Source organism: Morganella sp. EGD-HP17, assembly GCF_000512315.2.
Taxonomy (GTDB): domain Bacteria; phylum Pseudomonadota; class Gammaproteobacteria; order Enterobacterales; family Enterobacteriaceae; genus Morganella; species Morganella morganii.
The window spans coordinates 74381-86847 of record NZ_AZRH01000004.1 but is presented as its reverse complement, the minus strand read 5'-3'; the positions used below and the strand labels follow the sequence as shown (position 1 = coordinate 86847).

Below are 12467 nucleotides of genomic sequence, written 5' to 3'. Positions count from 1 at the left end.
ACAGGCATGAATATCCGGGATTTGGAATATCTGGTGGCACTTTCTGAGCATAATCACTTTCGCCGCGCGGCAGATGCCTGTCATGTCAGCCAGCCGACACTGAGCGGACAGATCCGCAAGCTCGAGGATGAACTGGGTGTGATGCTGCTGGAGCGCACCAGCCGCAAAGTCCTGTTTACCCAGCAGGGAATGCTGCTGGTGGATCAGGCCCGGACCATTCTGCGGGAAGTGAAAATTCTTGAGGAAATGGCCTCCCTTCAGGGAGAAAGCATGGCAGGGCCGCTGCATATCGGGCTGATCCCGACCATCGCCCCGTATCTGTTGCCGCATATCATTCCGGAACTGCACCGGCTGTGGCCGAAGCTCGAGATGTATCTGCATGAAGCCCAGACCCATCAGCTGCTGGCGCAACTGGACAGCGGGAAACTCGACTGCGCGATTCTGGCGCGGGTAAAAGAAACTGGCAGCTTTATTGAAGAGCCGCTGTTTAATGAGCCGATGAAACTGGCGATTTATGATGAGCACCCGTGGGCATCCCGTCAGGAAGTGGAAATGCATGAGCTGGCCGGGGAAAAACTGCTGATGCTGGAAGACGGGCACTGTCTGCGTGATCAGGCGATGGGATTCTGTTTCCAGGCCGGTGCGCGGGAAGATACCCACTTCCGGGCGACAAGTATGGAAACCCTGCGCAATATGGTGGCGGCAGGCAGCGGTATCACGTTACTGCCGGATCTGGCGATTCCGCCGGAGCACAAACGCGACGGCGTGTGTTATCTCTCCTGCACCAATCCGGAGCCTTTCCGTGAAGTGATCCTGGTTTACCGTCCGGGGTCGCCGCTGCGCAGCCGTTACAGCCAGCTGGCAGAGGCTATCCGTGCAAAAATGTGTGCTTATTACCAGCAGGAGCCTGCGGCTTAAAATAAGCGGTTAAGTCCGTTCAGTGCGGCAACCCGGTAGGCTTCCGCCATTGTCGGGTAGTTGAAGGTGGTATTGACGAAATAATCGATGGTATTACCTTCACCTTTCTGTTCCATAATCGCCTGGCCGATGTGGATAATCTCAGCCGCACGCTCGCCGAAGCAGTGGATCCCCAGAATCTGCCGGGTTTCGCGGTGGAACAGAATTTTCAGGCTGCCTGCATCCAGCCCGGCGATTTGCGCCCGTGCCAGATGTTTGAACTGTGCCCGGCCCACTTCATACGGGATCTTCATCGCTGTCAGCTGCTGCTCGGTTTTACCGACCGAGCTGATTTCCGGAATAGTGTAAATCCCGGTCGGGATATCCTCTATCAGATGCAGCGGTGCATTGCCGTCATGAGTGATAGCGCGGGCGGCAATCCGCCCCTGGTCATAGGCCGCCGAGGCGAGGCTCGGGTAGCCGATAACATCCCCGACTGCATAAATCGCCGGATTGCTGGTCTGGTAGGTATCATTGACACTGATGAGTCCCCGGCTGTCAGCGGTGATCCCGACATGCTCAAGACCGAGATTATCGGTGTTACCGGTGCGGCCGTTGGCAAAGAGCAGGCAGTCCGCCTTCACTTTTTTCCCTGAACGGAAGTGAATAATCACACCGTCATCCGTGCCCTCAATCCGCTCATACTCTTCATTCTGGCGGATAACCACGCCGTTGTTCCAGAAATGATAGGTGAGTGCGTCCGACATTTCCTGGTCGAGAAACGCCAGCAGACGGTCGCGGGTGTTGATCAGATCCACCTTCACACTCAGACCGCGGAAAATAGAGGCATATTCACAGCCGATAACCCCGGCACCATAAATGATCACATGGCGCGGTTCGTGTGTCAGTGACAGAATGGTGTCGCTGTTATAAATGCGGGAGTGGCTGAAATCCACATCCGGCGGGCAGTACGGGCGTGAACCGGTGGCGATAACCACATTCTCCGCACGGAGAATATCGCAGCTGCCGTCACTGTAGCGCACACGGACATCACCCTCCTCGGTGAATTTAGCTTCGCCGCAGAACATGGTACAGCCGTTGCGCTCGTAAAAACCACGGCGCATGCCGGTCTGCTGGGTAATAACCCGGCCGGCGTGAGCCAGGATTTCGGAAAATGAAGATTTCAGAACCCGGGAGTTATCACTGTACAGCGGATTCTGGTTAAATTCGATAATACGGCTGACCGCGTGGCGCAGCGCTTTGGAAGGAATCGTTCCCCAGTGGGTACAGCCGCCGCCGACGTCATCATAACGCTCAATTACGGCAACCCGTTTTCCCTGCTTCACAAGTCCCATTGCCACACCTTCACCACCCGGGCCGGAGCCGATGACAATGGCATCAAACTGGTTCTGTTGCATATGAGAAGTAACCTGTTTATACATAAGTTAACAACATCATCTTAACATCAGATGGAAAATCAACCTATGATTAGTAAGGTTTACAGGTCACACTTCAGGAAATCTTTTTTTCAGGAATTTCACCGGCCATAAGCTAATCATCACTGAAAAAAGTATTAAGTTTGTTATATTGATCCGTCTGAATAAATTGAGAGTCTGAATTCCGTGAGTAACGTGATTGGTGTAAGAGCAAAACAGAAAGAAAAAACCCGCCGGGCCCTGATTGAAGCTGCCTTCAGTCAGCTCAGCGCTGAGCGCAGCTTCACCAGTCTGAGCCTGCGCGAGGTTGCCCGTGAAGCCGGGATCGCCCCGACCTCTTTTTATCGCCATTTCAAAGATGTGGATGAACTGGGGCTGACGATGGTGGATGAGAGCGGGCTGATGCTGCGCCAGCTGATGCGTCAGGCGCGTCAGCGTATCGCCAAAGGCGGGAGTGTGATCCGGACATCAGTTGCGACATTTATGGAGTTTATCGGTAATAACCCCAACGCTTTCAGGTTATTATTGCGTGAGCGCTCCGGCACATCCGCGGAATTCCGTGCAGCGGTCGCACGGGAAATCCAGCATTTTATTGCAGAACTGGCAGACTATCTGGAACTGGAAAGTAAAATGCCGCGTCAGTTTACTGAATTGCAGGCAGAATCGATGGTGACCATCGTTTTCAGCGCCGGTGCGGAAGCACTGGATATTGATTTGGAAAAGCGGGCGCACCTGGAAGAGCGGCTGGTATTACAGCTGCGGATGATCGCCAGAGGCGCGTATTACTGGTACCGCCGCGAACAAGAGAAAATGCATGACTCCGATTACACCCCATTAATCTGACACTTATCACCAAGGAGAACGTTATGACGGAACAACATCGCCGTGACAAAGGAACCTTACTGCTCGCTTTTATTGTCGGGCTTTCAGTACACGGTACTTTTTCAGCACTTTTTAATTCCGCAGTCCATTTTTCGGTTTTTCCGGTTCTGGCATTGTGCCTTGCGGTCTATTGTTTCCATCAGCGTTACCTCAACCAGATGCTGCCGGAAGGCATGCCGAAACTGGTAACCGGTACGTTCTTCCTGGGTCTGTTCTCCTATAACGCCCTGATGCGCGCAGAATATCCGGAAGCCGGATCAAACTACTTTTCTGCCGTCTTTATTGTGATTATCGCGTTGTGGCTCTACCGGGCGATGAAACAGCGCCGTGCCACCGGGCAGGATGAAGTGACAGAGTAATCGCGGCAATTTACTGAACATACCCCCGGTGGCAACCCGCTGCCGGGGGTTTTTTGTGTCTGCTTTATTGTTCCGGCCGGACAATCCCCAGGCAGACCGCCTCTTCTTTTGCGCCCGGCTGTGACTGATAGACCACCTGTTTACGCTTCACGATAACCAGATCCGGCCAGTCTTCCAGGGCACCGGTAAACGGCTCATCGGCACAGGTCCGGTTTATTTTGCCGATCAGCAGCGCACCGTGACGGCGGATATCATCACGGGTGACATGCAGATTATAAATATTGGTTGCCCGGTAATCATGGCCGAACTCATTGATCCACGGCTGAAGTGTTTCCGGCTGATGTTTACCGTAAAACGTTACCCATTCATGCAGATATTCCCCGCCGGTGTATTTCAGTGGTTTTCCGGTTTCCTGTTCCCACCAGCTTTCTGCCTCCGCCGTAAAGGTTTTCATCCCGATATTTTTTTGCCCGGCGTCACGGATGTTGAATCCCATCACTGCGGCATAGCCTGTAATAACAATGACGGCAAACACTATCAGCCCGTTCATCACGTTTTTCAGCGGTTTTACCGGCGGTGTGACCACAGAGCAGATCAGTGCCGGAATACACAGCAGAACAAAAGGCTGCAGCCACTCGGTAATACGTCCGCCCTGATGGAAGGTGAACCAGACATAAATCACCGTGAGTGGTGCCAGAATCATAATATTGATAAGCCGTTTTGCCTGCTCTTCCGGCCAGCCGAAACGGCCGCCTTTCAGGCGGATAATGACGGCAATAATGATCAGCGGATAGAACACCGTAAACAGTGAACCGGTGGTTTTCAGGGTCAGGCCGGTTTTAATCTGTGAATCGACCCATTTAAAGGCGGCAAAATCATTATTCATCAGCCAGATAATATTCGGGACGACCAGTGCAAACCAGATGGCTATCGCAGCATAAAACCAGGGGGAACGGTAACTTTCCCGCGCTTTCGGCACAAACAGGGTGAAGAGAAAGACCATCCCGGTGAGTGCGAGCGTGGAATATTTCCCCATGGTTGCCAGCCCGGATGACAGTGCAAAGCCAATCCACCAGGCCGGGTTGTCATAAACGGCGCGGACAAAAAAGTACAGCATCCACGGCCAGAAGGTGACCAGGATATAGTTATCATTATAAGGGATTAAATCGAAATTAATGATCCCCGACAGATTCAGTGACAACAGTGCCAGCCAGGCGAAATCAGAACGCTGTGTGAGGCGGTGTGTCAGATACCACACCCCGCACATACCAATACCGATGCCGGTAAAATGAATGAAGTACCAGTAAAAATCGGCAGCAATCAGGTCAGGGAAGGCGATGACCGGGTACATCAGCATACCGACCAGCCACGGATTTTTCGGTGCACCCCATTCACCGGTTTTGCCCCAGTTCAGGGCTTCCACGGCATCGTAGGGCACCGTCGGATCCAATCCGTAGCTGACAATAATCCAGAGCGTGACATAAGCAGCGACCCAAAACCAGACAGGGCGGTGCGACGTTTGTTGTGAAAAGTGCATAATTCTATATCTTGGTTAAAATAATGGCTGTGTTCATTATTCACCCGGAGGCGAAATGATAGATCGTTTTGACGGAAATCAGGGTAAACTAGCCGCCAGCGAATCATTGTCATGGCTGCGGGCAGCCCGGAAACCATGAATATAGTTTTGTACTGTTCATTTACGTGGTAAATGTTAACACAAATTAATCAGTTATTTTTAAGCGAGTAAGGTATATGGCCGCTATTTCAAAAAAACCAGCCCGGTCACGGACACCAAAGAAAAGCCGTGAGGAGCTCAACGCGGAAGGCCGTGAACGCAAACGGCAGAAAAAACACCGCGGTAATCCGTCCGGTGCCCGTCAGCAGGATGATGCCCGCAAGACCGGCCGTGGTGCGGAGAATGCGGTTGCTGATCCGCGTATCGGCAGTAAAAAACCGGTTCCGCTGTTTGCGGAAGGTAAAACCTCCGTCAAACCGGCGGTAAAAAAACCGGCTGAGCCGGTCAAAGCCAGACTGTCTCCTGAAGAGGAGCTGGCAAAACTCGAGAACGACGAGCGTCTCGATGCACTGTTACTGCGCCTGGAGAACAACGAAACCCTGACCGCAGAAGAAAACACCTACGTTGATACCATGCTGGAACGTATCGATGCGCTGATGGAAAAACTCGGTATTTCTCTTGATGAAGATGATGATGAAGAGAAAACCGACGACATCATGCAACTGCTGAAAGGGCGCTGATCCTCAGTTATTTTACTGAAACCGGCGGTACTGCATCAAAACCGGCGTAACGGGCGACTGTTATGCCGGTTTTCTTATTTTAAGCCTACGTGTTTGCGGTACTGTCTGCCTTAACAGAGGATTAAACAGCGCCGTGCGGCGGTTTTTCTGTGACAGTTATGGCAGATATCTTACTGAGAATAATAAATAATTCTGAAGAGTAATACGGGATTATGCTGATGCTGTTCACCGGGAGAAACCAATGAGTGATACAAAACGTCCGCCGCACGATCACAGCCGCTTTATCCGCTGCCTCGGCTGGGTGGCAACCTTTACGGCATTTTGTATGTATGTCTCCTATATTCCACAGATTATGGATAATCTGGCGGGACATAAAACGTCACCGCTGCAGCCGCTGGCTGCCGCATTTAACTGTACACTTTGGGTGATTTACGGCTTTAAAGTGAAAGATCTGCCGGTTGCGGTGGCCAATGCCCCCGGTGTTTTGTCCGGGCTGGCGGCAATGCTGACAGCATTATAGTGACCCGCCTGATTATCCGTCTGTGGCACGATCATATTAATCGGGCGGCAGATCCGATAAACTGTGCGGCACACAAAACCGTCAGAGAACGGAAATACATTAATTCTGCAATGGTGAGGCAAAGGGGAGAGCATGTCTGACGCGATCATCTGGGATCTGGCATTGATCCGGAAATATAACTATTCCGGTCCGCGATACACTTCGTATCCGACCGCACTGGAATTTAATCAGCAGTACAGTGACAGTGATTTTATCGCCTCAGCAAACCGCTATCCGGAGCGCCCGCTGTCGTTATATGTGCATATCCCGTTCTGCCATAAATTATGTTACTTCTGCGGCTGTAATAAATTAGTCACACGTCAGAAGCATAAGGCGGATGAATATCTGGCCGTGCTGGAGAATGAAATCGCCGCCCGTGCCCCGTTGTTTGCCGGACGCGAAGTGCATCAGATGCACTGGGGCGGCGGTACGCCGACCTATCTCGATAAAGTACAGATCAGCCGTCTGACCGGCATGCTGCGTCAGCATTTCCGCTTTGCGCCGGATGCCGAGCTTTCCATTGAAATCGATCCGCGTGAAATAGAATTGGACGTTATCGACCATCTGCGGGCGGAAGGATTTAACCGTCTGAGCATGGGGGTGCAGGATTTCAACAAAGAGGTGCAGCGCCTGGTCAACCGTGAGCAGGATGAAGCGACGATTTTTGCGCTGGTGGAGCGTGCCCGTGCAACCGGGTTTGAATCCGTCAGCATCGACCTGATTTACGGGCTGCCGAAACAGACGCCGGAGAGCTTTGCTTTTACCCTGAAACGGGTGGCGGAACTGTCACCGGATCGCCTGAGTGTCTTTAACTATGCCCATCTGCCGGACCTGTTTGCCGCCCAGCGGAAAATCAAAGATGAAGACCTGCCTTCCGCAGAGCAGAAACTGACGATTTTACAGCAGACGATTGAAAACCTGACCGGCAGCGGTTATCAGTTTATCGGCATGGATCACTTCGCCAAACCGGATGATGAGCTGGCGGTCGCACAGAATAACGGCATCCTGCACCGTAATTTCCAGGGGTACACCACCCATGAGGAGTGCGATTTGCTGGGCTTTGGTGTCTCTGCGATCAGCATGCTGGGTGATCACTATGCCCAGAACCAGAAAGACCTGAAAACCTGGTATGCACAGGTGGAAGAGCGCGGCAACGGGTTGTGCCGTGGTCTGGTGCTGACAGAGGAAGACTGCCTGCGCCGCGATGTGATTAAGGCGCTGATCTGCAACTTCCGGCTGGATTATTCACAGATTGAAAAGCAGTATAACCTGGATTTTAAAACCCATTTCGCCGAAGATTTGCAATTATTGCAGCCGATGGCGGATGACGGGCTGGTTGAGATCCGCGACGATGCTCTGGTGGTCACACCGCGCGGACGGCTGCTTATCCGTAATATCTGTATGTGTTTTGATACTTATCTGCGCAACCAGATGCGTCAGCGTCAGTTCTCCCGCGTGATTTAATCTGTTTCCGGGGTTGATGCAGCGTCATCAATCCCGGCTTCTTTCAGTTTCCGCGTCAGCGTATTACGCCCCCAGCCCAGCAGGCGGGCGGCATCCTGCTTGTGTCCGTTGCTGTAATTCAGTGCGCACTGCAGCAGGGTACGTTCAAACAGCGGCAGAGCATCCGCCAGCAGATCGGTTTTCCCGGCCCGTAACTGTGCATCCGCCCACTGCGCCAGCTGCTGATCCCAGTTTCCGGCTGCCGGATTATGGTTGTGCTCATTGCGGATGTGTTCTCCGGCGGCAGTCATGGTCAGGTCGGCAGGCAGATCCTGCGGCAGGACTTCCTGGGTGGCGGACATCACGGTCAGCCAGCGGCAGACGTTTTCCAGCTGGCGGACGTTACCGGACCACGGCAGTTGCATCAGCAGTGCTTCGGTATCCGGATGCAGGCTTTTCGCTTCTGTTCCCAGCTCTTTTGCGGTTTTCTGCAGAAAATGACGCGTCAGACGCGGAATATCCCCCGGACGTTCCCGCAGCGGCGGCAGCTGCATGCGGATAACATTCAGGCGGTGGAACAGGTCCTCGCGGAATTTACCTTCCGCCACCAGCCGCTCCAGATCCTGATGAGTGGCAGCAATAATTCTCACATCCACCTTCACCGGCGCGTAACCGCCGACGCGGTAAAACTGGCCTTCCGCCAGTACACGCAGCAGTCGTGTCTGAATATCGAGCGGCATATCGCCGATTTCATCAAGAAACAGCGAGCCGCCGTCCGCCTGCTCAAAACGCCCCTGCCGCACCTGTGATGCCCCGGTAAATGCGCCTTTTTCATGGCCGAAGAGTTCTGATTCAATCAAATCTTTCGGGATCGCCGCCATATTGAGGGCAATAAACGGCGCATCCGCCCGCGGGCTGTGATGGTGCAGGGCATGCGCCACCAGCTCTTTCCCGGTCCCGGATTCGCCGTTAATCAGCACACTGATGGAGGAGCGGGATAACCGGCCTATTACCCGGTACACCTCCTGCATGGCGGCGGATTCACCGATAATGCCGGACACCGGATCGGCGGCCGCTTCCTGCCGTACCGGCAGATGCTGCTCGCGGTAATGTTCCAGGGCGCGAGCCACCAGCGTGACTGCATCATCAATATCAAAGGGTTTCGGCAGATAATCAAACGCGCCCTGCTGGTAAGCATTCACTGCGGCATCCAGGTCGGAATGGGCGGTCATAATAATCACCGGCAGTAACGGGTTATGCTGTTTGACCGCCGCCAGCAGAGACAGACCGTCCATGCCCGGCATCCGGATATCGGAGATCAGCACGTCCGGCTGTCCGCTGTTCAGGGCCGCAAGGGCATTTTCAGCACTGTCAAAACAGACACAGGCATAACCGGCGCTGCTCAGTGCGCGCTCGAGCACCCAGCGGATCGCGCTGTCATCATCAACGACCCAGATTTTTCCCGGCTGCATATGACCTCCTCAACAGGCTTACTGACGGATTGGCAGATAAAGTGAAAATAAGGTGTGACCCGGCCAGCTGCTGAACTCAATTTTGCCGTTATGCTGATCGATAAGATTGCGGGCAATGGATAAACCCAGCCCGGAACCGCCTTCGCGGCCGCTGACCATCGGATAGAACAGGGTATCCAGGATATGCGGCGGAATACCCGGGCCGTTGTCCTCAATATCAATCCTGGCGGCCAGCCGGTAGCGTTCTCCGTGCAGCATTACCTGGAATGCGGTGCGGGTACGCAGAATAATGGTGCCGCCTGCGGAATGCAGGGCCTCCAGGGCATTGCGCATAATATTGAGGATAACCTGCTCGATCTGGTCGGGATAATGCGACAACTCCGGCAAACTGGGATCGTAGTCTTTGACCAGCGTGATATTGTCCGGTTTTTCCAGATTGATGAGCTGAAAAACCCGCTCCGCCACATGGTGAATACTCTGCAGGCTTTTCTGCCCCGGATGCTGGGGGCCGAGAAGACGATCAACCAGCGCCCGCAGGCGATCGGCCTGCTCGATAATCACCTGTGTGTATTCCTGAAGTGCCGGATCCGGCAGCGCGCGGGATAACAGCTGTGCGGCACCGCGTAACCCGCCGAGCGGATTTTTGATTTCATGCGCCAGCCCGCGTACCAGATCACGGGCGGCAGCCTGCTGCGCCTGCTGTAATTGTTCCTGGGTAATGCGCCGGTGACTGTCGAGCGGTGTCAGTTCCAGCAGAATAAAATCGCCGGATACCGGCTGGGCACTCAGCGAAAGAGCGTGCATCTGGTTATTTACCACCAGGGTCACATCGTTGTCAGTAAAGCTGTGGCCTTCTGCCAGTGTGGTCTGCAATGTGGCGGTATCGAGGGAAAGGTAGCTGTATAAAATAGGGAGCGGCGTGCCGGTGAGTTTACGGGCACTCTGGGCGAATAACTGCATAGCCGATTGATTGGCGTAACGGATAATCAAATCATTATCCAGCAGCAGGACACAGTTGATCAGTGAATCAAGGAGCTGCTCTGCCTGCGGTTTGTTATCCGGGTTCATATTATCCACCTCTTTGCACCAATTTGGTGCATTGTAGCGTATTTACCCCGCAGGAGAAAAGGACCCGCCCAACGGCGGGTCAAGTGCTTCACGGCAACAAAATAAACCGGAACCTGTCACTCTGAGTGCCGCCAGACAGCGGCACTATCAGAATCACACGCTGTAATACATATCAAATTCAACCGGATGCGGTGTCATATTCAGGCGCTGAACATCAGCACGCAGCAGGTCGATATAGGTGTTAATCGCATCTTCGGTAAACACACCGCCGCGCACCAGGAACTCATGATCCGCTGCCAGCGCATCCAGTGCATCACCCAGAGACGGTGCGACTGTCGGGATTTCTTTCGCTTCTTCCGGCGGCAGGTCATACAGGTTTTTATCCATGGCATCGCCCGGATGAATTTTATTGATGATACCGTCCAGACCGGCCATCAGCTGTGCGGCAAAGGCCAGATACGGGTTAGCAGCCGGGTCCGGGAAGCGGACTTCAATACGGCGGGCTTTCGCGCTGGACACAATCGGAATACGGATTGAGGCCGAACGGTTACGTGCAGAGTAAGCCAGCATGACCGGTGCTTCGTAGCCCGGCACCAGACGTTTGTAAGAGTTGGTGGTCGGGTTGGTAAAGGCGTTCAGGGCACGGGCGTGTTTGATGATCCCGCCGATGTAATAGAGTGCCATTTCTGACAGACCGGCATATTTATCCCCGGAGAACAGGTTAACGCCGTCTTTTGACAGAGACATATGGCAGTGCATACCGGAGCCGTTATCGCCGACCAGCGGTTTTGGCATAAAGGTCGCGGTTTTGCCGTAGCGGTGCGCCACATTCTGCACCACATATTTGTACATCTGGGTTTCGTCCGCTTTCAGCGTCATGGTATTGAAGCGGGTGGCGATTTCGTTCTGGCCGGCAGTACCGACTTCGTGGTGATGTGCTTCCACGACCAGACCCATCTCTTCCATGACCAGACACATTTCAGAACGCAGATCCTGTGAGGAATCGACCGGCGGCAGCGGGAAGTAACCGCCTTTCACGCGCGGACGATGACCTTTGTTGCCTTCCGGATAGACAGTACCGGTGTTCCAGGCAGCTTCAATATCATTGATATGATAGTAAGCACCGGAGATATCAGCACCGAAACGGATGTCATCAAACAGGAAAAACTCAGGTTCAGGCCCGAACAGGACTGTATCCGCAATACCGCTGGTGCGCAGGAAATCTTCGGCACGTTTGGCGATAGAGCGCGGGTCACGGTCATAACCCTGCATGGTGTTCGGCTCTAACACATCACAGCGCAGAACCAGTGTCGGGACTTCAAAGAACGGGTCGATCAGGGCGGATTCCGCAATCGGCATCAGTACCATGTCAGATTCGTTGATGCCTTTCCAGCCGGCCATTGAGGAACCGTCAAACATTTTTCCGTCTTCGAAGAAATCTTCATCTACCTGATGAGCAGGGATCGACACATGCTGTTCCTTGCCTTTGGTATCGGTAAAGCGTAAGTCCACGAATTTAACGTTGTACTCTTCCATCATGGTCAATACATGTTCAACAGACATATTCAGATCTCCTGGTTTGGGATGTTCCGTCAATCCTCTGGTGGTCACCCGGAGGGACACTGATTGCGGTTCTCACATTGCTTGATAAATATAAAGCGAAAAGCGTGCCAACTTTTTTAAAAGGGGGTAAGCCGCGTTACTGCTGCGGGTTACTCAGATAAGGATAGCGGAAACAGGGTGAATTGCACCATATTGGTGCATTTTTGATTCAGCTTGCAGATCCGCGATGCACTGTTATGGTGCAATGAAATCAGTGCACCGTTTCCCGGCCACAAACGCAAAAAAAGTATCTCTTTTATCCTGAATAGGTTTATGATATGCCCCTCTGAATTCGTCGCTGAGCGTGGTATGCGCCGCTGATTTTGTAAAAAAATGGCAGGATGAATTTTATCTCCATGTTTTATAATCATTTATTTTTTAAGTGAGATGTATCACACTTCTTTCACTTGCCTCAGAGAACGTGTAAAATACCACCAAACATCTACACCATAGATGGGCGTTGTTGAAAAGAATGCTATCTGTGACGTAATTC

At 53.0% G+C, this 12467-nt stretch carries 11 protein-coding genes; 6 read left to right on the top strand and 5 right to left on the bottom strand.

Annotated elements, in window-relative coordinates; all coding sequences use genetic code 11:
- Positions 1–6: 6 nt before the first annotated feature.
- The gene (oxyR, locus tag X965_RS06045; RefSeq protein WP_004236590.1) at positions 7–918 is read left to right on the top strand and encodes a DNA-binding transcriptional regulator OxyR; all 912 of its coding nucleotides are present in this window, start codon (positions 7–9) and stop codon (positions 916–918) included.
- Here oxyR and sthA read toward each other — a convergent pair.
- A complete protein-coding gene (gene sthA / locus X965_RS06040) occupies positions 915–2315 on the bottom strand; it encodes a Si-specific NAD(P)(+) transhydrogenase (RefSeq protein ID WP_015422398.1) in 1401 nt (466 codons plus the stop codon). The two genes, oxyR and sthA, sit on opposite strands and share 4 nt — an antisense overlap.
- Positions 2316–2519: 204 nt before the next feature.
- On the opposite strand from sthA, the gene fabR reads away from it, so the two are divergent.
- Both fabR and X965_RS06030 read left to right on the top strand, forming a co-directional pair.
- Positions 2520–3176 carry an HTH-type transcriptional repressor FabR gene (gene fabR, locus X965_RS06035; protein WP_004240776.1) on the top strand — a complete coding sequence of 219 codons (657 nt, stop codon included), beginning with the start codon at positions 2520–2522 and terminating at the stop codon, positions 3174–3176.
- 23 nt (positions 3177–3199) lie between these two features.
- The gene (locus tag X965_RS06030) at positions 3200–3574 is read left to right on the top strand and encodes a YijD family membrane protein (protein WP_004236587.1); all 375 of its coding nucleotides are present in this window, start codon (positions 3200–3202) and stop codon (positions 3572–3574) included.
- A gap of 64 nt (positions 3575–3638) precedes the next feature.
- On the opposite strand, the gene X965_RS06025 is transcribed toward X965_RS06030, so the two are convergent.
- Complete coding sequence (locus X965_RS06025) at positions 3639–5111, bottom strand: glycosyltransferase family 39 protein (protein WP_036417408.1); 1473 nt, start codon at positions 5109–5111, stop codon at positions 3639–3641.
- A gap of 215 nt (positions 5112–5326) precedes the next feature.
- Here X965_RS06025 and yihI point away from each other — a divergent pair, with 215 nt between their 5' ends.
- The 3 genes from yihI to hemN all read left to right on the top strand — a co-directional run bounded on the left by yihI (position 5327) and on the right by hemN (position 7853).
- On the top strand, positions 5327–5830 hold the full coding sequence (gene yihI, locus X965_RS06020) for a Der GTPase-activating protein YihI (protein ID WP_004236585.1): 504 nt from the start codon (positions 5327–5329) through the stop codon (positions 5828–5830).
- Between the two features lie 241 nt (positions 5831–6071).
- The gene (locus tag X965_RS06015) at positions 6072–6350 is read left to right on the top strand and encodes a SemiSWEET family transporter (RefSeq protein WP_036417407.1); all 279 of its coding nucleotides are present in this window, start codon (positions 6072–6074) and stop codon (positions 6348–6350) included.
- A gap of 132 nt (positions 6351–6482) precedes the next feature.
- Positions 6483–7853 carry an oxygen-independent coproporphyrinogen III oxidase gene (gene hemN, locus X965_RS06010; RefSeq protein ID WP_036417405.1) on the top strand — a complete coding sequence of 457 codons (1371 nt, stop codon included), beginning with the start codon at positions 6483–6485 and terminating at the stop codon, positions 7851–7853.
- Here hemN and glnG read toward each other — a convergent pair.
- From glnG to glnA, 3 genes are all read right to left on the bottom strand, one after another.
- Positions 7850–9304, bottom strand: a complete 1455-nt coding sequence (glnG, locus tag X965_RS06005) for a nitrogen regulation protein NR(I) (protein ID WP_036417404.1) — start codon at positions 9302–9304, stop codon at positions 7850–7852. The two genes, hemN and glnG, sit on opposite strands and share 4 nt — an antisense overlap.
- Before the next feature lie 18 nt (positions 9305–9322).
- Positions 9323–10372, bottom strand: a complete 1050-nt coding sequence (gene glnL / locus X965_RS06000) for a nitrogen regulation protein NR(II) (RefSeq protein ID WP_024473632.1) — start codon at positions 10370–10372, stop codon at positions 9323–9325.
- A 153-nt stretch (positions 10373–10525) separates the two neighbouring features.
- Positions 10526–11935, bottom strand: coding sequence for a glutamate--ammonia ligase (gene glnA / locus X965_RS05995; protein WP_004236580.1), 1410 nt, complete (start codon positions 11933–11935; stop codon positions 10526–10528).
- Positions 11936–12467: the final 532 nt, after the last annotated feature.